The 21370-nt window shown below is 61.0% G+C and carries 18 protein-coding genes; 10 read left to right on the top strand and 8 right to left on the bottom strand.

Going from position 1 to position 21370, the window contains the following annotated elements; translation table 11 throughout:
* The first annotated feature begins 111 nt into the window (after positions 1-111).
* Together gatA and PZ897_RS02695 are read left to right on the top strand one after the other, a co-directional pair.
* Positions 112-1593: an Asp-tRNA(Asn)/Glu-tRNA(Gln) amidotransferase subunit GatA gene (gene gatA / locus PZ897_RS02700; protein WP_275749761.1), complete on the top strand. Its 1482-nt coding sequence runs from the start codon at positions 112-114 to the stop codon at positions 1591-1593.
* A gap of 164 nt (positions 1594-1757) precedes the next feature.
* The gene (locus PZ897_RS02695; protein WP_275749760.1) at positions 1758-2300 is read left to right on the top strand and encodes a GNAT family N-acetyltransferase; all 543 of its coding nucleotides are present in this window, start codon (positions 1758-1760) and stop codon (positions 2298-2300) included.
* 109 nt (positions 2301-2409) lie between these two features.
* Here the strand turns inward: PZ897_RS02695 and PZ897_RS02690 are convergent, their stop codons facing one another.
* On the bottom strand, positions 2410-2694 hold the full coding sequence (locus PZ897_RS02690) for a DUF6455 family protein (protein ID WP_275749759.1): 285 nt from the start codon (positions 2692-2694) through the stop codon (positions 2410-2412).
* A gap of 187 nt (positions 2695-2881) precedes the next feature.
* Here PZ897_RS02690 and gatB point away from each other — a divergent pair, with 187 nt between their 5' ends.
* The 6 genes from gatB to PZ897_RS02660 all read left to right on the top strand — a co-directional run bounded on the left by gatB (position 2882) and on the right by PZ897_RS02660 (position 7229).
* Complete coding sequence (gene gatB / locus PZ897_RS02685; RefSeq protein ID WP_275749758.1) at positions 2882-4384, top strand: Asp-tRNA(Asn)/Glu-tRNA(Gln) amidotransferase subunit GatB; 1503 nt, start codon at positions 2882-2884, stop codon at positions 4382-4384.
* Positions 4385-4466: 82 nt separating this feature from the next.
* Positions 4467-4964 carry a GNAT family N-acetyltransferase gene (locus PZ897_RS02680; RefSeq protein ID WP_275749757.1) on the top strand — a complete coding sequence of 166 codons (498 nt, stop codon included), beginning with the start codon at positions 4467-4469 and terminating at the stop codon, positions 4962-4964.
* A gap of 273 nt (positions 4965-5237) precedes the next feature.
* Positions 5238-5714 (top strand): DM13 domain-containing protein, encoded by a 477-nt coding sequence (locus tag PZ897_RS02675; protein ID WP_275749755.1) that lies wholly within the window; start codon positions 5238-5240, stop codon positions 5712-5714.
* A 10-nt stretch (positions 5715-5724) separates the two neighbouring features.
* Complete coding sequence (locus PZ897_RS02670; RefSeq protein WP_275749753.1) at positions 5725-6183, top strand: GNAT family N-acetyltransferase; 459 nt, start codon at positions 5725-5727, stop codon at positions 6181-6183.
* Positions 6184-6284: 101 nt separating this feature from the next.
* Entirely contained in the window at positions 6285-6683 is a 399-nt protein-coding gene (locus PZ897_RS02665) for an NADH:ubiquinone oxidoreductase subunit NDUFA12 (protein ID WP_275749751.1), read from the top strand.
* Positions 6684-6803: 120 nt separating this feature from the next.
* Positions 6804-7229, top strand: coding sequence for a DUF2155 domain-containing protein (locus tag PZ897_RS02660; protein WP_275749750.1), 426 nt, complete (start codon positions 6804-6806; stop codon positions 7227-7229).
* A 73-nt stretch (positions 7230-7302) separates the two neighbouring features.
* Here PZ897_RS02660 and PZ897_RS02655 read toward each other — a convergent pair whose 3' ends face one another.
* From PZ897_RS02655 to PZ897_RS02630, 6 genes are all read right to left on the bottom strand, one after another.
* A complete protein-coding gene (locus tag PZ897_RS02655; protein WP_275749748.1) occupies positions 7303-9390 on the bottom strand; it encodes an OmpA family protein in 2088 nt (695 codons plus the stop codon).
* Positions 9391-9570: 180 nt separating this feature from the next.
* Complete coding sequence (gene aat, locus PZ897_RS02650; RefSeq protein WP_275749746.1) at positions 9571-10218, bottom strand: leucyl/phenylalanyl-tRNA--protein transferase; 648 nt, start codon at positions 10216-10218, stop codon at positions 9571-9573.
* A 37-nt stretch (positions 10219-10255) separates the two neighbouring features.
* The gene (gene accC, locus PZ897_RS02645) at positions 10256-11605 is read right to left on the bottom strand and encodes an acetyl-CoA carboxylase biotin carboxylase subunit (protein WP_275749744.1); all 1350 of its coding nucleotides are present in this window, start codon (positions 11603-11605) and stop codon (positions 10256-10258) included.
* A gap of 12 nt (positions 11606-11617) precedes the next feature.
* A complete protein-coding gene (accB, locus tag PZ897_RS02640) occupies positions 11618-12079 on the bottom strand; it encodes an acetyl-CoA carboxylase biotin carboxyl carrier protein (RefSeq protein ID WP_275749742.1) in 462 nt (153 codons plus the stop codon).
* 308 nt (positions 12080-12387) lie between these two features.
* Positions 12388-13152 carry a DsbA family protein gene (locus PZ897_RS02635; RefSeq protein WP_275749741.1) on the bottom strand — a complete coding sequence of 255 codons (765 nt, stop codon included), beginning with the start codon at positions 13150-13152 and terminating at the stop codon, positions 12388-12390.
* 59 nt (positions 13153-13211) lie between these two features.
* Positions 13212-14579 (bottom strand): M48 family metalloprotease, encoded by a 1368-nt coding sequence (locus PZ897_RS02630; RefSeq protein ID WP_275749740.1) that lies wholly within the window; start codon positions 14577-14579, stop codon positions 13212-13214.
* Positions 14580-14833: 254 nt separating this feature from the next.
* On the opposite strand from PZ897_RS02630, the gene PZ897_RS02625 reads away from it, so the two are divergent.
* Complete coding sequence (locus PZ897_RS02625) at positions 14834-15952, top strand: aminotransferase class I/II-fold pyridoxal phosphate-dependent enzyme (protein WP_275750125.1); 1119 nt, start codon at positions 14834-14836, stop codon at positions 15950-15952.
* 163 nt (positions 15953-16115) lie between these two features.
* Here the strand turns inward: PZ897_RS02625 and PZ897_RS02620 are convergent, their stop codons facing one another.
* Positions 16116-19100 (bottom strand): Rne/Rng family ribonuclease, encoded by a 2985-nt coding sequence (locus tag PZ897_RS02620; RefSeq protein ID WP_275749738.1) that lies wholly within the window; start codon positions 19098-19100, stop codon positions 16116-16118.
* A gap of 868 nt (positions 19101-19968) precedes the next feature.
* Here PZ897_RS02620 and PZ897_RS02615 point away from each other — a divergent pair.
* On the top strand, positions 19969-21162 hold the full coding sequence (locus tag PZ897_RS02615; RefSeq protein WP_275749736.1) for an N-acetylmuramoyl-L-alanine amidase: 1194 nt from the start codon (positions 19969-19971) through the stop codon (positions 21160-21162).
* Positions 21163-21370: the final 208 nt, after the last annotated feature.

Below are 21370 nucleotides of genomic sequence, written 5' to 3'. Positions count from 1 at the left end.
CTGCCGCGCCGCCGTCCGGCCTTGTCAAAACCATGGCTTCACCGAATGTGGCGCCGCGCCTAATTATCCTGATCCCGGCTGTTTCCGGTTCTTTGAAAAGAAGTTGTCCGCATGACCGACCTGACCCGTCTGACCATCGCCCAAGCTCGTGACGAAATGAACAAGGGCACCTTCTCCAGTCTTGATCTGACCGACGCCTATCTGGCGGCCATTGACGCCGCCAACCCGGCGATCAACGCCTATGTGAAGATCACGCCAGACAAGGCCCGCGAGATGGCCAAAGCCTCCGACACCCGCCGTGCTGGCGGCACCGCCGGGGCGCTGGAAGGCATTCCGCTCGGCATCAAGGACCTCTACGCCACCCAGGGCGTCCACACCCAGGCCTGCAGCCATGTGCTCGACGGCTTCGAGCCGCGCTATGAGTCCACCGTCACGGCCAATCTCTGGGCCGACGGGGCGGTCATGCTGGGCAAGCTCAACATGGACGAGTTCGCCATGGGCTCCTCCAATGAAACCTCCTATTACGGCCCGGTGATCAACCCGTGGCGGGCTGAAGGCTCGAACGCCAATCTGGTTCCCGGCGGGTCTTCCGGCGGCTCGGCAGCGGCAGTGGCGGCGCTTCTGTGTGCCGGCGCCACCGCGACCGACACCGGCGGCTCGATCCGCCAGCCTGCGGCATTCACCGGCACGGTCGGCATCAAGCCGACCTATGGCCGCTGTTCGCGCTGGGGCATTGCCGCCTTCGCCTCCTCGCTCGATCAGGCCGGCCCGATTGCCCGCGACGTGCGCGATGCGGCGATCCTGCTCAAATCCATGGCCTCCGTCGACGACAAGGACACCACCTCGGTGGATCTGCCGGTGCCGGATTACGAAGCGGCGCTGGGTGGTTCGGTCAAGGGGCTGAAGATCGGCATCCCGCGCGAATACCGTATCGAGGGCATGCCCGCCGAGATCGATGCGCTGTGGCAGCAGGGCATAGCCTGGCTCAAGGATGCCGGCGCCGAGATCGTCGACATCGAACTGCCGCACACCAAATATGCGCTGCCCGCCTATTACATCGTTGCGCCCGCTGAAGCCTCGTCCAATCTGGCCCGCTATGACGGTGTCCGCTACGGCCTGCGCGTGCCCGGGAAGGACATTGCCGAGATGTACGAAAAAACCCGCGCCGAGGGCTTTGGCGAAGAGGTCAAGCGCCGCATCATGATCGGCACCTATGTGCTCTCGGCCGGCTATTACGACGCCTATTATCTGCGCGCCCAGAAGGTCCGCACCCTGATCAAGCGGGATTTCGAACTGGCGTTTGACGCCGGTGTCGACGCCATCCTGACGCCGGCGACGCCGTCGTCGGCCTTTGCCATTGGTGACGTGAACCTGGCCAGCGATCCGGTCAAGATGTACCTCAACGACATCTTCACCGTCACGGTCAACATGGCAGGCCTTCCCGGCATCGCCGTGCCCGCCGGGCTTGATCCCCAGGGTCTGCCGCTCGGTCTGCAACTGATCGGCCGCCCGTTCGAGGAAGAAACCCTGTTCAAGACCGCCCATGTGATCGAACAGGCGGCAGGCCGGTTCGAGCCGAAGAAGTGGTGGTAGGCACAGTGTCCCGAATTGCGATCACGTGGGGGGCCTGTCGGGCCGGTGTACCGTGCGGTTACCGCCGCAAAAACCCTCAGGGCTTGATGAACCTCGCGTAACAGACGAAGATGATGGGTCCAGGCCGGTGCGACCGTAACGGCCGCTGACGTGGAGCCGTCTCAATGCTGACCATCAGGCCCGCCAGTTCCGCCGAAGCCCAGGATTTGGCCCGGATCGGTCTGGCTGCGTGGGAGAAGGCAATTCGTGTCTGGGGCGAGGACGCCGACCGGCTGCGCGAAAATGCCAGAGAAGCCTATTACGATTTCTGCACCCGCTGCTGGACCGACATTGTTGTGGCCGAGTGGGACGGCGATCTGGCCGGTTGGGGCTCCTGCGAAAGGGCCGATGACTTCATCACCGATCTCTGGGTGCTGCCGGAATTTCAGGGCAGGGGCATCGGCACCGCGCTGCTTGGGCACATCGAAACCGGCATCCGGCAGCGTGGCTATCCATCGGCACGGCTCGATACCCATGCGCGCAATGCCGGCGCCATCCGGCTTTGCAAGCGTCTGGGCTATCACGTGAAAACCTATTTCGTCACTTATTCCGAATCTCTCGACCAGGACATCGACAAGGTCGAGATGATCAAGGAGTTTGATCAGGAGGAACCAGAGATTGAACCAATGGATAGCGGTGTTGACGAAGATGGCCTCTACGGCATCTGACCGCTGCCCGGCAGGGCATCGCCAATGGCAAAAAAGACCCGGAGGCGGGCTGTCCGCTCCGGGGTCGGCAGTTGGGCAAGGTTTGCTCTGCCTTAGAGGGATTTGAGAATCAGGCGACGGGTTGGGATTTGTGATCGGCCTTTTTTCGCGCCCGGGCGAAAAGATCCCGATTGTGGCAGAATTCCGGCGCCTCTGCAGGGTGAGGTTCATGCGCCAGCCAATGGGCGCACGCATCGGGCTTGTCGCATGTCAGGCAACGGTTGGCGGCGCGGCGCAGAACTCCGGCATGGTCGGGCAGCTTCCAGATCTCGTCAGCCACGCCGATCTTGCTCATCATGGCATTCATCAGATCTGCCCGCCTGGTCAGTCGATTGAAAATATCAAGTACGCTCATGATCTTCTCCCCGGTGCTGCGAATGGGAATGTCGCATGGGCGAGGGCCGGCCGCTTTGATCTCGGTCAAACAAATCGCAAGTGGTTTTCGGGCGTCCGCCGCGTCTCAATTCCCGGAAAGCCTTGCAGTCCCGCCGTCTTTGTTCTACCCGACTGGGAGCTGATCCATCACAGATAATGAGCCTGCCATGACACTTGTCGACACCCGCACTCCTGATCCGAAACGACTGGTCCCCGGCGCCACCGGCGATTGGGAGATCATTATCGGCCTTGAGGTCCATGCGCAGGTCACGAGCAATTCGAAGCTGTTTTCTGGCGCGTCGACCACCTTCGGCAACCAGGCCAACTCCAATGTCAGCCTGGTCGATGCGGCAATGCCCGGCATGTTGCCGGTGATCAATGAGGAATGCGTGGCCCAGGCCGTGCGCACCGGTCTTGGTCTCAAGGCACAGATCAACAACCGCTCGGTGTTTGACCGCAAGAACTATTTCTATCCGGATCTGCCGCAGGGCTACCAGATCTCCCAGTTCAAGGATCCGATCGTCGGCGAGGGCGAGATCATCATCTCGGTCGGCCCCGACCGCCAGGGAAATTTCGAGGACATCGAGATCGGCATCGAGCGTCTGCATCTGGAACAGGATGCCGGCAAGTCGATGCATGACCAGCATCCGTCGATGTCCTATGTCGACCTCAACCGCTCGGGCGTGGCGTTGATGGAAATCGTTTCCAAGCCGGACATGCGGTCGGCTGACGAGGCCAAGGCCTATGTCACCAAGCTGCGCTCCATCCTGCGCTATCTCGGCACCTGCGACGGCAATATGGACGAAGGCTCCTTGCGCGCCGACGTCAACGTTTCGGTCAGGAAGCCCGGTGGCGAATTCGGCACCCGCTGCGAGATCAAGAACGTCAATTCGATCCGCTTCATCGGTCAGGCGGTTGATTACGAAGCCCGACGCCAGATCGCCATCATCGAGGATGGCGGCACCATCGAACAGGAAACCAGGCTGTTTGATCCAGGCAAGGGCGAGACCCGCTCGATGCGCTCCAAGGAAGACGCGCATGATTACCGCTATTTCCCCGATCCGGATCTGTTGCCGCTCGAATTCGATCAGGCCTTTGTCGACGCGCTGAAGGCAAATCTGCCGGAACTGCCCGACGACAAGAAAGCCCGTTTCGTCGCCGAGATGGGGCTGAGCGTCTACGACGCCTCGATTCTGGTGTCGGAAAAGGCGATTGCCGATTATTTCGAGGAAGTGGCGGCGGGACGCGACGGCAAAATGGCCGCCAACTGGATTATCAACGACCTCCTGGGCGCCTTGAACAAATCCGGCAAAGGTATTGAAGAGACTCCGGTTTCGCCCGCCCAGCTTGGTGGCGTCATCGACCTGATCAAGGACGGCACCATTTCCGGCAAGATCGCCAAGGATCTGTTCGAGATCATCTGGGAAGAGGGGGGTGATCCGGCCGAAGTCGTTGAAAGCCGCGGCATGAAGCAGGTCACCGACACCGGCGCCATTGAAAAGGCCGTGGACGACGTGATCGGCGCCAATCCCGATCAGGTGGCAAAGGTGCAGGCCAAGCCGGCGCTGGCGGGCTGGTTCGTCGGGCAGGTAATGAAGGCCACCGGCGGCAAGGCCAATCCGAAGGCGGTGCAGAATCTGGTCAAGGCCAAGCTCGGCATTGAAGACTGACCACCTCTGCCCGCAACCGCTCTCCGTCAGCCGCCAGGGAAGGGCTGAACGGCGCGCCAGCGTGACAAATTGAGGGAAGCTGATGTTTTTTGTCCGTTCTGCCTCTGTCAGGGATATTGACGCCATCCGCGACGTGCTGGCGCAAACCTGGCGCGCCACCTATGCGCCGTTTTATGGGGCTGCCAAGGTCGAGGAGATCATTGCCGCGTGGCATTCCGAAGCGGCAATTCAGGTCAATCTGGATAAGCCAGGCGGCGAATATCTGGTGGCCGATGATGGCAAGCAGATTGGCGGGATGGCCTTTGCCAGCTATGCACCGGACACCAGGGCGGTGTCCTTGCATCAGCTTTACGTCCGCCCCGAATGCCAGGGGTTGGGCATTGGTCGAGATCTGTTTGCCGAAATCGAGACCTGCTTTCCCGGTGCGCAAAGCCTGCAGGTCGAGGTCGATCCCGGCAACGAACCGGCAATCGCCTTCTACAGGGCGCACGGCATGGCCGAGACCGGCCGCACCGACAATTGCGGCAAGGACGAATCCGGCCTGCCCGCCTTGATTCTGACAAAGCCACTGCTGCGGTAGCCTGGCAAAGCCTACAAAGAGCCCCCCCAACCTGTTTGCCTGCAGGCGCCACCGCGCCTATCACAGTCGCACGCGGCTGCGCATCAGGATTGCGTAGCCATCTTCAGGCGCGCGCGTCCGTTCTCATGCTGCCAAGACAGCTGTGCCAACAGGGCAAGAAAAACTCTCCTTTGCCCTGCCAATCCTATTCTTACCTGACGACACCAAAGGTAAGCTATGCTACGAACCTTTCCGATTGATCGCAGTATAGAGGCCTGGTGCATGAACCCATTCATGAAAATCGCAATTCCCGTCTTCATTTTGGGTTTTGTGGCCGGAGCAGCCTGTTGGTATGCATTTTCACCTGCCTTCATCGACAGGATCGTCAACGAAGAATTGCCCGCCGGTTTCGCGCTTCGGGAAAGCCGGAGCGGTGAATTCCGCGACGTCGACGGGGCCCACCGCGGGTCGGGTAGCGTAAAAATACTGGTTTCTGATGCCGGTGATGCGCTGTTGCGGTTCACTGATTTCGAAGTCACCAATGGACCAGATCTTGAAGTCTGGCTGGTCAAGGAGCCCGATCCCCGCAAATCCGCCGATGTCAGTGCCAGTCAATGGCTGTCCCTCGGACCGCTTAGGGGCAACAAGGGTGATCAGACTTACGTGATCCCGGCGGGCACCGATATTTCCGAATGGGGATCAACGGTCATCTGGTGCGAGCAGTTTGGTGTCCTGTTCTCGGTCGCCACGCTGTCGCAACCGGAGGGCTGAAGCGGTGCCCATGGCTGTTGAGGTCCGCCCCGCCGAGCGCGGTGATGTAGCAGCCATCGCCGCCATGTTTGCACAGGATGCGCTCAGTGGGCATGGCGACAGTGCCGACCCGGCCGATCTTGCAGACTATCTCGCTGCCTTCGATCGCATAACCGATAGCCCGAACAGCTGGCTGTTCGTGGCGGTCTGCAGCGGTGAGGTCGTTGGCACGTTCCAGACCACGCTGATCACATCGCTCACCGGCAAGGGTTCGTCCAGCCTCACCATCGGGGCGGTTCATACCCGCAGCGACCGGCGCGGTCAGGGCGTTGGCCGCAAAATGATCAGCCATGCGATTGCGCAGGGCAGGGGCCACGGCGCGCGGCTGGTGCAACTGATGTCGAACGCCACCCGTCAGGAGGCGCACCGGTTTTATGAAAGGCTGGGATTCAGTCCGAGCCATCTCGGCTTCAAGCTGAAATTGCGCTGAGCCCGGGTGCCTGACACTGGACAATACGGCCCGGGCGCGCCATAAGGCGGGATATCTTGCGGCCGCAATTTGGTCGCCATGTCCACGGACGAGAGGCTTTCATGAAGGCGCTACTTCTTCAGATATTCACCTGGTGGAACGGACAAACCCTGGGGACCCGGTTTCATACCTGGCGCCATGGCAAGAGCGTTGGCGAAGATGCGGCCGGCAACCGCTACTTTGAGGGTGGGACCGACTCGGAAGGCCGCACGCGGCGTTGGGTGATCTACAATGGTCCCTCCGAAGCCTCCGCGATTCCTCCCGGCTGGCATGGCTGGATGCATCACCGCACCGATGTCTCGCCGGCATCGGAGACCTATGTCGCGAGAGACTGGGAACTGGCGCATATCCCCAACCTGACCGGGACCGGCCGTGCCTACCGGCCCAAGGGCTCGATCCTCAACCAGGGGGCCCGCCCGCATGTCACCGGCGATTATGACGCCTGGACGCCAAAATCCTGACCTGCCGGCCTCTGTGGCGCAGCCATGCCACAATTCATGGTTAACGCTTCCTTGACGGCGCTGGGATAGAGATGCCGAAGCGGCCCTGTCCGGGCATGGTGACGAGTGAATTCGATGAAGATGAACGCGAGCAAATTTGCCAGGGGCGCAACAGCGCTGATCGCTTCCGTTGTGATCCTGACTGTCGCCGGGATGCCGGCGTCAGCCGCCCGGATTGAAAATCCGGTCGCGGTGTTTTCCGGCATCGACAAGATCACCGGCCGAATCACGACTTTCGATGTTTATGTCGGCGAAACCGTCCAGTTCGGCGCTTTGCAGGTCACGCCGCGCGTCTGCTACAGCCGCGATGAAACCGAGCCGCCGAAGACCACGACATTTGTCGAGGTCGACGAAATCACGCTTGATCGCAAGATCCGGCGCTTGTTTACAGGCTGGATGTTTGCTGATTCTCCCGGCCTCAACGCGGTCGATCACGCGGTCTATGATGTCTGGCTCAAGGAATGCAAACTGGACTCGGATATTCCGGCTCCGTCCGCCGGCAACTGACCACAATTCCTTCTATTGCAGACACGCAAACGCCGCGCGCTGGGCTCAACGCGCGGCGCCTTGATGCCGTCACTCAGCGTGAGGCGACGGGTGTCACCAGTGGGGTGATGCGGCGGATCGTGACCCGGCGGTTGAGCCGTTCCGGCGCTTCGGTGCGGACCTTGAGGTAGCGTTCGCCATAGCCCTGGGTGACCAGGTTCTCCGGCGGGATGCCAAACACGTCGCTCAAGGCCACAGCGATGGTTTCCGCGCGTTTGTCCGAGAGCAGCAAGTTTGCCGCGTCACGGCCCACGGCGTCGGTGTGACCTTCGATCAGGAAGGTTTCCGCCGGATTGCGCGCAAGGATTTCGGTGATGGCGTCAGCCACGTCCGAGAGCCGCTGGATCTGGTCCTCGGCAATCGTTGCCTTGCCGAACTCGAAAGTCAGCGAATCGAGATCGATGCGGCGGACCTTGTCGCGGACCCGGGCAGAGCGTCTCACCTCTTCCACCGAGTAAAGGCGCTCCACCTGTTCAACCGGCGGCTCCATCAGAAAGTCGAGAAACGCCGACGGCTCGGCGCCGGTGGCATCGAGAATATAGTCAGAGATCGGGATCGACAGTCTTAACGGCGGCAGTTCGCGGCCCGGATCAACAAAGGCGTTGCGGGAGCCGTCGCTGTTGGCATTGGCGTAGAACAGCACGTATTCCTGCCCATCGGGCATGATCCGGCTGCGCTGGATCACATCGCCCCAACGGTTGGTGATGGTGACAAGCTGGACACCGTTGGGCCGGACAATGACCTCGCGGGTACGACCGCCACGCAGGCTTTCATAATAGACCTCTTCACTTCCAGCCCGAAGCCGGTCGCGTTCGTCATGTTCGATGATGGTGCGGTTGTCGACTTCGATGATGGTGCGATTGTCGATCTGGTTGACGATGGTGACATCCGTCTGGATCTCCGGGGCGGGCTGTTCGCGCATCCGCTCGCCGCGTTCAGACAATGCCTGCGGTGCGGGTTCACTTCGCGACGCCGGAGCCTGGGCTTCCGCATCTGAAGTCGGCGCCGGCGCGGCGGGTTCGCTCGGTGCCGGTGCCGGCGCTGGTGAATTCGGATCGCCTTCAACGGGCTGTTCCTTGGCGCTGTCAAGCACAGGCGCGCCGTCCGGCACCGGCAGGGTCTGGACGTCTTGCTCGACAGGAGCGCTTGCCTCGGGTGCTGCAGCGGGCGCGGCTTCAGCCGGTGTCTCGGTCGCCGGGGCAGCGGGTGTCTCGGGCTCTGATGCGGGCTTTGGTTCCGGCGTCGGGGCTTGCGCCTCGGTGGCGTCAGGCTCGGCGGGCGCAGCCGGAGCGGGTTCGGCTGCATCTGGTGCGGCTTCAGCCGGTGTCTCGGTCGCCGGGGCAGCGGGTGTCTCGGGCTCTGATGCGGGCTTTGGTTCCGGCGTCGGGGCTTGCGCCTCGGTGGCGTCAGGCTCGGCGGGCGCAGCGGGAGCGGGTTCGGCTGCATCTGGTGCAGGTTCAGCCGGAGCCTCGGTTGCCGGAGCTGCGGGTGTCTCGGGCTCTACAGCCGGTTTTGGTTCTGGTGTCGGGGCTGGTTCGGATGTCACGTCAGCGTCTGCGGCCGGTGCTTCCGCAGGCGCGGGCGCTTCGGTTGCTGCCGGGGTGTCTGGCGCCTCGGGAGTTTCCGGCTCTGGCTCTGGCTCTGGCTCTGGATTTGGCGCGGGCTCCGGCGCGGGCGCGGGCTCGGGTTCTGGCTCGGGCGCAGGTTCGGGCTCTGGTACAGGTTCGGGCACAACCTCCGGAGCCGGTTCGGCGGGCGCCTCTTCCGCCGCCTGTGGCTCTGCTGCCGGCTCGGCTGCAGCAGGCGCTTCAGCCGGAGCCGGAGCCGGTTCCGGTGCAGGGGCCGTCCGGGCCGCCTCAAGTCGCGCTTGCGCCGCCGCGACTTCGGCCTGGGCCGTAGCAACGTCGCCCCCTGAAGCTTCAGCTGCCGCCAGGCGTTCACGGGCCGCAGCAAGGGCCGCTTCGGCGTCGGCCGCGCTCATTTGAACACGGATGAGATGTTCCATCGCCGCTGGTGTGGGTGCGTTCAACAGCGGCGCCTGCGGGAATGGCGCTGCGTGAGAAAAGCCGAAACCGCTCAGACTGATGGCGGTCGATGCAAGCAATAAACGTGTCAATGTCACGGGAGTAACTCCTGTAGGGGTGGTGGTCCTTCACGTCCTCAACGCGAAAGCCCCTGCTGTGGTTCCCGTCTGTTATGCTCACACCCGCCGCGGGTGCCCGCACCTGCCGGACCGCTAGACCGCATCAGGCGCTGACCTGACACCGGCTGCGCAGCTCTTCGTCCGCGGCGGGCACGATGGTTATTTGAGGACGCTGACCGGGTCGTTATCCTGCGGAACGGAAAATGGCAGATCCGGTCCGTCAAGGGCCGCCGAGAGCATGGCGGCATACTCGGCACGTGGCACATCGATGGCCCCGAACCGTTTGAGGTGCTCGGTGGTAAACTGGGTATCAAGCAGCACATAACCGCGTGCCCGCAGCAGTTCAACTAGGTGCACAAGGCAAATCTTGGACGCGTCGGTCGCCCGGCTGAACATGCTTTCGCCGAAAAATGCCATCCTCAAGGACACGCCATAAAGACCACCCACAAGTTCCCCGTCACGCCAAGCCTCGACGGAATGGGCGTGGCCCAGCCGGTGCAGGCTTCCATACAATTGCGTGATCGTCGCGTTGATCCAGGTCGAAGGCCGGTTTTCCGCGCTTTCGGCGCAGGCGGCCATCACCTTGTCAAATGCGGAGTTGACGCGAATTTCATAGGGCGCCTGCCGTATGGTCCGGGCAAGGCGGCGCGGGACATGAAAATCATCCAGCGGCAGCACGCCACGCAGTTCCGGCTCGACCCAGAACAGATCCGGATCGTCGGCCGAATCTGCCATCGGGAACAGACCCGAAGCATAGGCGCGCAGCAACAGCTCAGGCGTGATCTGGAAGTGCGAACCGCGCGCCACGGCCTAACCGCCTGGTGTTGCGGTGCTGATCAGGGCTCTATTTCTTTGCTTTGGCAGCAAGGAATTTTTCCAGCCAATGAATGTCGTAATCGCCATTTGCGATATCCGGATTGGCCAGCAGGTCCCTGAAAAGCGGTATCGTGGTGTTGATTCCATCCACCACGAACTCGTCAAGCGCCCGCCGCAGCCGCATCATGCATTCTACCCTGGTCCGTCCATGAACGATCAGCTTTCCGATCAGGCTATCGTAAAAGGGCGGGATCTTGTAGCCCTGATAGACGCCTGAATCGACGCGCACGCCCAGTCCGCCGGGTGGGTGATAATGGGTAATCGTTCCGGGGGAGGGAATGAAGCTCACGGGATCTTCTGCATTGATGCGGCACTCGATGGCGTGACCATGGAAGCGGATATCTTCCTGGGTCATCGACAGACCTCCGCCCGAGGCGATGCGAATCTGCTCATTGACCAGATCAATGCCGGTGATCGCTTCGGTGATGGTATGTTCAACCTGCAGACGGGTGTTCATCTCGATGAAGAAGAATTCACCGTTTTCGTAGAGAAACTCGACTGTGCCGGCACCGCGATATTTCAGCTTGCGCATGGCTGCGGCGCAGATCTCCCCGATTTCCATCCGCTGATTTTCATTCAACGACGGTGAGTTGGCTTCTTCCCAGACTTTCTGGTGACGGCGCTGCAGCGAACAATCGCGCTCGCCCAGGTGAACCGCATTGCCTTCACCGTCGCCCATGATCTGGATTTCGATATGACGCGGCCGACCGAGGTATTTTTCCATGTAGACTGCGTCATTGCCGAAGTTGGCCAAGGCTTCCGAGCGGGCGGTCGACAAGGCTTGCGGCAATTCTTCGGCATTGTAGGCGACCTTCATCCCCTTGCCGCCGCCGCCTGATGTCGCCTTGATCAGCACCGGATAGCCGGTTTCTTCGGCGACCTTGACCGCCTGTTCGACGTCAAACACCTCGCCATCGGAGCCGGGTACACAGGGAATGCCAAGTGAGACAGCCGTTTTCTTGGCCGTGATCTTGTCGCCCATCAGGCGGATATGATCGGCGGTCGGGCCGATGAAGGTGATCCCGTGCGCGTCCAGAATATCGGCAAACTTGGCATTCTCGGACAAGAACCCATAGCCCGGATGCACAGCGTCCGCCCCGGTGATTTCGCAAGCCGCGACAATCTGGTGGATGTTGAGATAGCTGTCACGCGACGGCGGCGGGCCTATGCAGACACTCTCGTCAGCCAGCCGCACATGCATGGCGTCCTGATCGGCTGTCGAGTGCACAGCAACGGTCTTGATGCCAAGTTCCTTGCAAGCCCGCAGCACTCTGAGCGCGATCTCACCACGATTTGCAATAAGGACCTTGGAAAACATGGCCGTGCTCACTTACTCGACCACAATCATTGGTTCGCCAAATTCCACCGGATGGCCATCGCTGACCAGGATATCGACAACTTTGCCGGACCGGGGTGAAGGAATCTGGTTCATGGTCTTCATGGCTTCGATGATCAGGATGGTCTGGCCTTCCTTGACCATCTGGCCAACTTCCACGAACTGCTTTGCACCAGGTGCTGGCGACATATAGACCGTGCCGACCATGGGCGCAGTGACGGCATTGGCCGATGGCGCTGCAACGGTCGCTTCCGCCGGCGCGGCTGCAACCGGCTGGACGGCCGGCGCCTGCGGCTGTGCGACAGGCGCATGGACCATCTGGGACGTTCCGGCCCGGCTCACCCGGACGCGCAAATCATCCTGTTCGACTTCAATCTCGGTGAGATCGGTCTCGTTGAGAATATTGGCCAGATCCCGGATCAGTTCCTGGTCAATCGACGGTTTTCGTGGTGCCATCGGGCTGCTGCCTTTGTTCTTGTTGTTACGGACGGGGTCAAGCCATCCCGCTGATTGCCTGTCCCTTTACAGCCCTGTGCCTGCCGGTGACAAGCCCGTCAGTATCGCAGAGCTGCGAATAGGGGGTAATCCCTGCTGCATCGCAGGCCTTTGGCGTCTAGTCATACACTTTATGCTTACCGCGGGGAAAGGCTTTCGCCAGCTAGCCCGATTGTCCACAAGCGATTGAAGCGCGTGCGGGCCGTTGCGCCATGTGAGATGTGTCAACCGATCCGGCAACCTTGTCGAACTGTCTGGTTTTCTTTCGCTCAGCAAATTGTGCTTTCGCATTGGCGCATATTGTTGATTTTCTCAAGCAGAACTTCTTCGCCAACCGCGCCGAACACAGCCTCATTGCCGATCACAAATGACGGTGTACCGGAGATGCCGAGGGCATTGGCAAGCTCATAGGTCTGGCGGATCGATTGGTCGATCGCCGGATCGTCCATTCCGGCTCTCAAAGCCGATTCGTCAACGCCGAAACCCTTTGCCACCTCAATGGCATGGGCTTCGGTGGCCCGGACGTCCCCGCTTAGCAGCGCAATGTGGTAATCGCGATACTGCTCAGGTGCAATTTTGCGGAACGACATCGCCACCCGGTGTGCGGCCATGGAATCGGGGCCAAGGATCGGAAATTCCTTGAGCACGAAACGCACATCCGGATCCTTCTCAAGCAGGGAAATCATGTCCTTCATCGCGCGTTTGCAGAAACCGCAATTGTAGTCGTAGAACTCGACAACCGTGATATCCCCGACCGGATTGCCCAGAACGATATCCTCGGGCGCGCGGAAAATGGCATCGTGATTGTCGATGATCGCTGTTTGAGCCATCATCCGGCTTGCGGCTTCTTTCTTGATCTCGAGTGCCTGCTGCATTTCCTCGACAATCTCGGGATTGGCCAAGAGGTACTCGCGGACGAAGGCGCCAAGCTCCTGCTTTTGGGCATCATCAAGAGCCCAGGCGGGCAGCGGCAAAATTGTCGACACGCCAATGAAAATGGCGGCCATGAAGCCTCGGGGGGTGCGAAATGCCATGTCACTCTGTCCTTTTGCCTGTCCATGCGAATCGCGCGAGGCACGCCGCAAAGGCTTTCCTAATTTCCGATGGTTAAAATGTCATTGGCGCGGATCGCGCCGGGGGAGCCCTTGGGCAGCTTCTGCAGGGCGCGGGCTGCGAAAACCTTTGCGTCTTTGGCATTGCCCGCGCGGAAATTGCCCTCGGCCATGACCAGTTCGGCATTGCCGATATCGCCGGCCTGTCCATAGGCCTGGGACAGCGACCAATAGGCGGAGAAGTTGTCCGGTTCGCTCTGCAGCGAGGCGCGCAACTCCTTGATGGCACGGGCGCGGTTTTCTGGCTTGCCGGAAGCGACCAGGGCGAAGCCGAGACGGGACCGTATCAACGGAGACTTGGTCCGGTCGAGTTTCACAGCCTGGGCAAAGGCCTTGACCGCCTGATCGGTTTTGCGCAGCTTGATCAGCACCTCGCCACGGAATTCGTGGAAATAGGGATTGCCGGGCTGTTCGCGCACCAGAGCATCGAGTTTTTGCAGAGATGCAGCGGAATTGCCCGCCAGATCGGTGGCGATGGCGTCGCCATAGCGAGCCGCCAGAGAGCCGCGGTCTTTCGAGAACAGCCGGGCTACCGCACTCGCCCCGCCGGTATAGGCGGCGATCTTGGCGCGCATCAGTTGATGACGGTCAATCAGCTTCTGTGAATCGGTCGAGCCGAAATACTTGCTCTTGCGCGCCAGCTCTTCCAGCAGTGCGATCCGCTCGCGCGGCAAGGGATGGCTGATCTGGTATTGGTCGACCTGAACCCCGGAAAGCGAAAGACTTCTGGAAAACCGCTCGAATGTGGTCAGCATGCCCTGCATCGACTGCCCGGTTGCATTGAGGAAGCGTGCGGCCGCCTGGTCGGCATTCATTTCTTCCGACCGGCGATAGCTGAGCAGGTTGCGCTGCACCAGACTCGGGGTGGCGGTGATCAAGGCACCGCCGGCCTGGGCGCCACCTGAACTGCCGGCAATGCTGCCTGCCGCGATCGCCCCGGCGCCGAGCAGGCTGCCGACGATCGCCAGGGTGCGGGCAGCGGCGATCTGTTCACGCAGCCTTTGCTGATGCCCGCCGGCCAGATGACCAGCCTCATGGGCGATCACGCCGATGATCTCGTTGGGAACCGCCGCTGCGGTGAGCGCACCGGTGTTGATGAAGATACGCTGACCGTCGACAAACGCGTTGAAGCTGGGATCATTGACCAGCACGATCTGGACACGGCTCGCGCTCAGCCCGGCAGCCTTGAGCACCGGCGTGGCGTAGTCCTTGAGCAAGGTCTCGATCTCGGCATCACGAACCACTGCGACCTTGCCCTGCGCTTGGGCCGGCAGCGCAAGCGAGAGAGACACCGCCACAGCCATGAAGGTGGAGAGGGCGTGGCGTACTGTCGCAATTTTGCTCGTCATCGATAAACGTGTCCTGATCATGGCCATGAAAACTAGCGGCTGTGCCCGGAAAAGCAATTGTCTTGACCGTCAGTCGCGCCGTGCTCTCGCACTTGTGATGGGCATGACAATCGGGCAATTGTGCGGCCACCCGTCGCTCAGCGCGGTCAAGATAGGTTTCTGTGGTTGATATCCCATCCGTTGCGGCGGTGTCGGGAAAAGGAGTTGTAGTTTTGTCGATTCATCGCAAGCCATCGGTCGAGCCGTTTCATGCCATGGATATCCTGGCTGAAGCGACCCGGCTCAGGGGTGAAGGCCATCAGGTGATCTCGATGGCCGTCGGGCAACCTGCGCATCCGGCGCCGGCTGTGGCGCGGACGGCCGCTGCGCGCGCGCTTGAGGCCGGACGTCTGGGCTATACCGATGCATTGGGACTGAAAAGCCTGCGGCAGGCAATTGCTGCGCGCTACAAGCGCGAACATGGCATCGATCTCGATCCCAATCGTGTTGCCGTGACCACCGGGTCTTCTGCGGCCTTCAATCTCGCCTTCCTGCAATTGTTCAATCCCGGTGATCTGGTTGTCATCACCCGGCCCGGCTATCCGGCATACCGCAACATCCTCGCAGCGCTGGGTCTCAAGGTCGTCGAAATCGCGGTAGGGCCGGAGACCGGGCACGCTTTGACCCCGGCGGCCCTCGAGGCGGCTGAACGCGAGCAGGGCGCGCGTGTGGCAGGTGTGCTGATCGCCAGTCCGGCAAACCCCACCGGCGCAGTCCATACCAGAGATGCGATCGCTGCTCTCGATGCCTGGTGTGCCGACCGCGGCGTGGCCTTCATCTCCGACGAAATCTACCATGGCCTGACCTGGAGCGGAGAGGAGACCACAGCGCTGGCCGTCTCGGACACCGCGGTCGTCATCAATTCCTTCTCGAAATATTTTTGCATGACCGGCTGGCGAATCGGCTGGATGGTGCTGCCCGCCGATCTGGTGCGGCCGGTCGAATGTCTCGCCCAAAGTCTCTATATCAGCCCGCCGGAGCTGTCCCAGATTGCCGCCGAAGCAGCGCTTGACGGGACTGAAGAGATGGATGCGGTGCGGGATGGCTACCGGCAGAACCGGTCTTTGCTTGCAGACCGGCTACCGGCGCTCGGCTTGCCGTTTGCAGCCCCGATGGACGGGGCGTTCTATGCCTGGGTTGATGCCTCCGGGCACACCAATGATTCGATGGCCTTTGCCCGGCAAATGCTCGCCGACATCCATGTGGCGACAACGCCGGGCAGGGATTTTGATCCGATCGACGGCGGCCGTTACCTGCGGCTTTCCTATGCCGGCAGCCACGAAGAGATGACAACCGGGCTCGCGCGCATGGAAGACTGGCTCGGCAAGCGCTGACTGGCACAGCCAGCCAGCGGCACACGCCAGCGCCTGGCAATACCGGGGCGGCCGCGGCGGTCGCTGTGGCATGCCGTGGGCGTTGCAGACTGGGCTGGACGGGAGAGGATAAAAAAGCCGGCGGGGTGACCGCCGGCTTTTTCGTCTTGCATGTCACTCAGGTTCAAAAGAACCCGCGCTTTTGCCACCAGCCACCCTTCTTGGGCTTCTTGGCCTCGTCCGGCGCGCTCGAGGACGTCACCACCGGTGCAGTTGCCACTGCGGCGATGTCAGTGCGCACCTGGTCGGCATCCGCGGTTTCATCGCTGCTTGCGGCATCTTCAGCCACAGCTTGTTCGGCAATCGGAGCTGCAGCCTCGCTTGCGGGGTCCGCTTCGGCAGCGCTTTCGCCACCGGCATCAGGTTCGGCGGCAGCATTTGCTGCAGCTTCTGCCGCAGCTTTGTCCGCCGCGATTTCGGCCTTGGTGCGGCGCTTGCGCCGTGCCGGCTTGGCGGCGGGTTGCTCTGCCGGTGCCGTCGCTTCTCCAACCTGGTCTGTTGCAGCCGACGGCTGCCCCTCATCCGCTGAAGCCTGCGCCGCAGGCTCCGGTTCGACCGGTGCGACCGGTTCGCCGGTTGCCGCAGGCGTTTCCTCGGGCGAAGTCTCTACAGTGTCGGTCTTGGCAGACTGATCTGCCGACTCTGCCGCGCCGTTCGCATCCTCTTCACGATTCCGCCGTCCGCCACGCTTGCCACGGCGGCGCCGCTTGCCGCGCCGCTGCTCGTCACCATCCGCGTCCGATTCTGCCGATGCGGAGCCGTCATCCGAGGCGGTATCACCATTTGCGTCGGAGCCGTTGTCGTCTTGATCAGAGCGCTCGTCTGCCGAAGCCTTGTTCTCGTCGCCATTGCCGTTCTCGTCACCGGACTTGCGTCCGCCACGCCGGCGGCGTCTGCGCCGCTTCTTGCCCTGACCGTCTTCCCGCTCGGACTGCTCGTCGCTCCGGGCTTCCGAACTTGCATCGGACTCTGAATTCTCGTCATCGGGTTCTTCGGCAATCACGACATCATCGTCATCATCTTCATAGGCCGGTGAGTTGACCGTGATGTGCTCGATGTTGACCGGGCTTTCCACCGCGCCGCCACGATCGATGGCGAAGTGGTTTGCACCAACCGACTCGTCGGCCGAGAAGCTGATGGCAACTCCGAAGCGCTTCTCCAGATCGACAACGGTGTCACGCTTGTGATTGAGCATGTACACCGCTGTTTCAGCCGTGGTGCGCACGACAATGTCATGGGTGGTGTTCTTGAGCAGATACTCCTCAATGCCGCGCAGGACATGCAGGGCCACCGAAGATTGCGACCTGATATGACCATTGCCGCCACAGGTCGGGCACAGTCTCATGGTGCTTTCGAGCACCGAAGCCCTGATCCGCTGACGCGACATCTCCAGAAGACCGAAATGCGAGATCCTGCCCACCTGAATGCGGGCGCGGTCATGCTTGAGGCATTCCTTCATCCGCTTTTCAACCGCACGGTTGTTGCGGTTTTCTTCCATGTCGATGAAGTCGATGACGATCAGGCCGGCCAGGTCGCGCAGCCGGAGCTGGCGTGCAACTTCATCCGCTGCTTCCAGATTGGTCTGCAAGGCCGTATCTTCGATCGAATGCTCGCGCGTCGAGCGGCCCGAGTTGACGTCGATGGCGACGAGCGCTTCAGTCTGGTTGATGATGATGTAGCCGCCGGATTTCAACGTGACCTGCGGCTGCAGCATGCGGTCAAGCTGCGATTCAATGCCCGCACGGGCAAAAATCGGATGCAGGTCACGGTAGGGCTGAACCACCTTGGCATGACTGGGCATCAGCATCTTCATGAAATCTTTGGCTTCGCGATAGCCTTCCTCGCCCGAAACGATGATTTCCGAGATATCCTTGTTGTAAAGATCGCGGATCGAACGCTTGATCAGGCTGCCTTCCTCATAGACGAGGCTTGGTGCTGTCGACTTGAGCGTCAGGTTGCGGACATTCTCCCACAGCCGCATAAGGTATTCGAAGTCACGCTTGACTTCGACCTTGGTGCGGTTGGCGCCGGCGGTGCGAAGGATCACGCCCATGCCCTTCGGCACTTCGAGCTCGCGGGCGATCTCCTTGAGACGCTTGCGGTCGGGAAGATTTGTGATCTTGCGCGAAATGCCGCCGCCACGGGCGGTGTTGGGCATCAGAACCGAATAGCGGCCCGCCAGCGACAGATAGGTTGTCAGGGCCGCGCCCTTGTTGCCGCGTTCTTCCTTGACCACCTGAACCAGCAGGATCTGGCGGCGCTTGATGACTTCCTGGATGCGATACTGCTTGCGCGGCTTGCGCTGCGACCGCGACGGAACTTCTTCCATTGCGTCTTCCGAGCCGACCGAATCGACCGAATCCTCATTATCGTTGGAATCGTCGTCATCGCTGGTCTTGCGCCTGCGGCGCGAAACCGGCTCGGAAATCTCGTCACCTTCGACATCGGCCGCTATTTCCGTCGGCTTGTCATCCGGTTTGTCATCCCGCTTGTCATCATTGTCGCTCGAATCCGTCTCCACCTCATCGGCGGGCGTGTCCGATTGTGCGGCGTCTTCGACTGCCGGTGCGTCGCCTGACTCGCTTGCGGTCAGCGCGGCTGCTTCGTCTCCCGCGTGATCGGAATCAGCACCGGCGCTTTCGCTCACTGTCTCTTCGTCGGCTTTCTTGCCGCGGCGGCTGCGGCGGGGCCGGGATTTCGAAGTCTTGGCTTCCTCGCCCGATTCATCTGCCTCGGCCGGCTTTGCCTTTGAGCTGGATCTGGTTTTGCTGGGGCCGTTATCGGCTTCGTCAGCACTTTCAAAATCAGGATCGTTTTCCGCATCTTCGGCCTCGGCCTGAAGCAGTGCCTGACGGTCCGCCAGCGGGATCTGATAATAGTCCGGATGAATTTCTGAAAACGCGAGGAAGCCGTGACGGTTGCCGCCGTAATCGACGAATGCGGCCTGAAGCGACGGCTCCACACGGGTGACCTTAGCCAGATAGATATTTCCGCGAATTTGCTTCTTGTGCTCCGACTCGAAGTCGAATTCTTCTATGCGGGTTCCACGAACGACAACGACGCGTGTCTCCTCGGGATGGGAGGCGTCGATAAGCATTTTTTCTGCCATTGAATGTAAGCTCCTCGGCGCGCCCTCGAACCAAGCCTCCATGGCCCCGTAGGTCGGGGCAGGGGATACTCAGGTGGGGTTGCGCCGGATGATAGACATTCCGGTACTCGGCATAGTGCGGTGTATCGCAGGGCCATAGCCGGGGCAGGGTATGCCCGGGGCCTGTTCATACTTGGGGAAATCCGCATTTGCACCATTACAGCCGGCCGGAAAATCATTTGCGTATAGTCCTTACGGACCGATGAAAGCCCCAGAAGAGGCTAGCGGCAAACCGCCGCGAAGGTTGTGGCAGGAGTCCTCGCCCGCCGGGTTTAATCACTGTCCAGCCCTGATGCGACCAACGGCTTGAGTAGCCTCGCCGCATTTTGGGCCATATTGCCTAGCAGAAGCAGTCCGATCAGGTTCCCGACTTGAAAACAAAGAACTGGCCACTCCGGGGAAGATTTTTATTAGACGACGGACGATCCGCGCTCCTGGCGCCCTTAGCCTGGTTCAGGCGGCGGCCGGAAGGGTGACAGTTCTATCCCGTCAATACACTTACCCTATGCAAGCTTTTATGGGGTGAGCATCGATCTGGCAACTGAAAACATCTGCGCGTCGGAATGTTCAGTTGTATGGATGAATAAGGCTCTTTTTCGGCAGGTTTTGAAGGGGTGAGACATGGTGAACGAATGGTTAACCCGAATGAGCGATGCTGGTATCAGGCTGGCAGATCGAATCAAGCCATCCCTATGGCATTGATCGCTGGTGACCGTCCGGAACGCGTCGCACTGCGGCATTGTGGTTTGAGGGTTGGATGAGGCAAGCACGGTTTTTTGCGAAGAAGGGGTGGTTTGCAGCAGTCCGGTGGGCGCGCTGGAGCCGCGCTTTGAGGGCATTGTGCGCCCTGACCCTGGTGATGACCCTGCCGGTCAATGTGCTCGCTGAACCGGAGGCCGCCACCGAGACCCGCTACGTTGCCATCGGCGCACGCATGGCCGGTGATGAGAATCGCGTCCGGCTGGTTATCGATTTCGAGCGAGCACCGAAATTTTCGCTGCGTTATCTGGAAAATCCCTATCGCGCGGTCATTGACTTGCCCGAAACGGTGTTTGCCTTTCCCGAGGGATCGCTGGCGCCCCGCGGTCTGGTATCAGCCGTCCGCTATGGGAATTCTGGCAAGGGCAGGGCGCGTCTCGTGTTCGAGTTCACGTCCCCGGCTCGCATGGAACTGGCTGAATCGAGCAAGGAGGCCTCGGGCGTCATCCATCGCACCGTATTTGACATCATGCGTGTGGACCGGGCGGCTTTCTTAGATGAGGTGGCACGGACTGAATGGGCAGATCCCGATCAAAAGACCGCCCGCACCCGCGCGACGGACCGTGCCCGTGACACGCTGACAATCGTCATTGACGCCGGGCATGGCGGCATTGATGGCGGCGCCGAGGGGGCGGCCGGCTCTATGGAAAAGGATATCACGCTGGCATTTGCGCAGGATCTGAAGAGCGCACTGGAGGCGCAAAGCGGCTTCCGGGTCGAGATGACACGAACCGACGACAGTTTCTTGTCGCTTTCCGCAAGGGTACGCCGGGCCCGCGAGGTGGATGCGGACCTGCTGATTTCGTTGCACGCAGATTCGATTTCGTTGAAATCGCTGCGTGGAGCCACGGTCTACACGCTGTCTGACAAGGCCTCTGATGCGGTGGCCCAATCGCTGGCCGATCAGGAAAACGGCGAGGATGCCATCGTCGGCGCAAGCCTGGACAATGCTCCCGAAGCGATCGCTGCGATTCTTGTCGATCTTGCCCGCACTGAAACCCGTGTCTTTTCCACCGGACTGGCGCAGCAGGTGATCAGTTCCTTTGAGGGGCAGGTCAAGCTGATCAACAATCCGCTCCGGCATGCCGGGTTCAGGGTGCTGCAAGCCCCCGATGTCCCGTCTGTTCTGGTTGAGATGGGCTACCTGTCCAATCGCGAGGACGAGAAATTGCTCAACGATGAGGAATGGCGGGAAAACACGGCAAGGCTGTTGGCTCAGTCGGTTGAAAAATACCGGGCAACGATCTTGGCGGGCAGGCAATGATGGCCGATAAAGCAGATGCCGAATCCGTTCGACTGCAGCAGTGTGGTAGATTGGCAACGGCGCATGGGGTGCGGCACTGCTCGATGGTCAAGCCGGAGCATGAGCATAAGTCTTTCGACCGGAATTGGTTTAAGGCGGCGATTCAGAGCCGATCCAAAGCGCTCAGGTGCGCCGGTTCGGTCGTTGATGATGGATCAGGTGCAATTGC

Source organism: Hoeflea sp. YIM 152468 (assembly GCF_029210485.1).
Classification (GTDB): Bacteria; Pseudomonadota; Alphaproteobacteria; order Rhizobiales; family Rhizobiaceae; genus Hoeflea.
The sequence above is the reverse complement of the archived record's forward strand: the minus strand, read 5'-3'. Positions and strand labels throughout refer to the sequence as shown.

Bases quoted from the DNA above. Each gene is read 5' to 3' on its own strand.
- PZ897_RS02675 (WP_275749755.1), top strand. From the start codon at position 5,238: ATGAAAATCGCAATTCCCGTCTTCATTTTGGGTTTTGTGGCCGGAGCA.
- PZ897_RS02630 (WP_275749740.1), bottom strand. From the start codon at position 14,579: ATGACGAGCAAAATTGCGACAGTACGCCACGCCCTCTCCACCTTCATG.
- PZ897_RS02635 (WP_275749741.1), bottom strand. From the start codon at position 13,152: ATGGCATTTCGCACCCCCCGAGGCTTCATGGCCGCCATTTTCATTGGC.
- PZ897_RS02665 (WP_275749751.1), top strand. From the start codon at position 6,285: ATGAAGGCGCTACTTCTTCAGATATTCACCTGGTGGAACGGACAAACC.
- PZ897_RS02680 (WP_275749757.1), top strand. From the start codon at position 4,467: ATGTTTTTTGTCCGTTCTGCCTCTGTCAGGGATATTGACGCCATCCGC.
- accC (WP_275749744.1), bottom strand. From the start codon at position 11,605: ATGTTTTCCAAGGTCCTTATTGCAAATCGTGGTGAGATCGCGCTCAGA.
- gatA (WP_275749761.1), top strand. From the start codon at position 112: ATGACCGACCTGACCCGTCTGACCATCGCCCAAGCTCGTGACGAAATG.
- PZ897_RS02690 (WP_275749759.1), bottom strand. From the start codon at position 2,694: ATGAGCGTACTTGATATTTTCAATCGACTGACCAGGCGGGCAGATCTG.
- PZ897_RS02620 (WP_275749738.1), bottom strand. From the start codon at position 19,100: ATGGCAGAAAAAATGCTTATCGACGCCTCCCATCCCGAGGAGACACGC.
- accB (WP_275749742.1), bottom strand. From the start codon at position 12,079: ATGGCACCACGAAAACCGTCGATTGACCAGGAACTGATCCGGGATCTG.
- PZ897_RS02660 (WP_275749750.1), top strand. From the start codon at position 6,804: ATGAACGCGAGCAAATTTGCCAGGGGCGCAACAGCGCTGATCGCTTCC.
- PZ897_RS02625 (WP_275750125.1), top strand. From the start codon at position 14,834: ATGGATATCCTGGCTGAAGCGACCCGGCTCAGGGGTGAAGGCCATCAG.
- gatB (WP_275749758.1), top strand. From the start codon at position 2,882: ATGACACTTGTCGACACCCGCACTCCTGATCCGAAACGACTGGTCCCC.
- PZ897_RS02695 (WP_275749760.1), top strand. From the start codon at position 1,758: ATGCTGACCATCAGGCCCGCCAGTTCCGCCGAAGCCCAGGATTTGGCC.
- PZ897_RS02670 (WP_275749753.1), top strand. From the start codon at position 5,725: ATGGCTGTTGAGGTCCGCCCCGCCGAGCGCGGTGATGTAGCAGCCATC.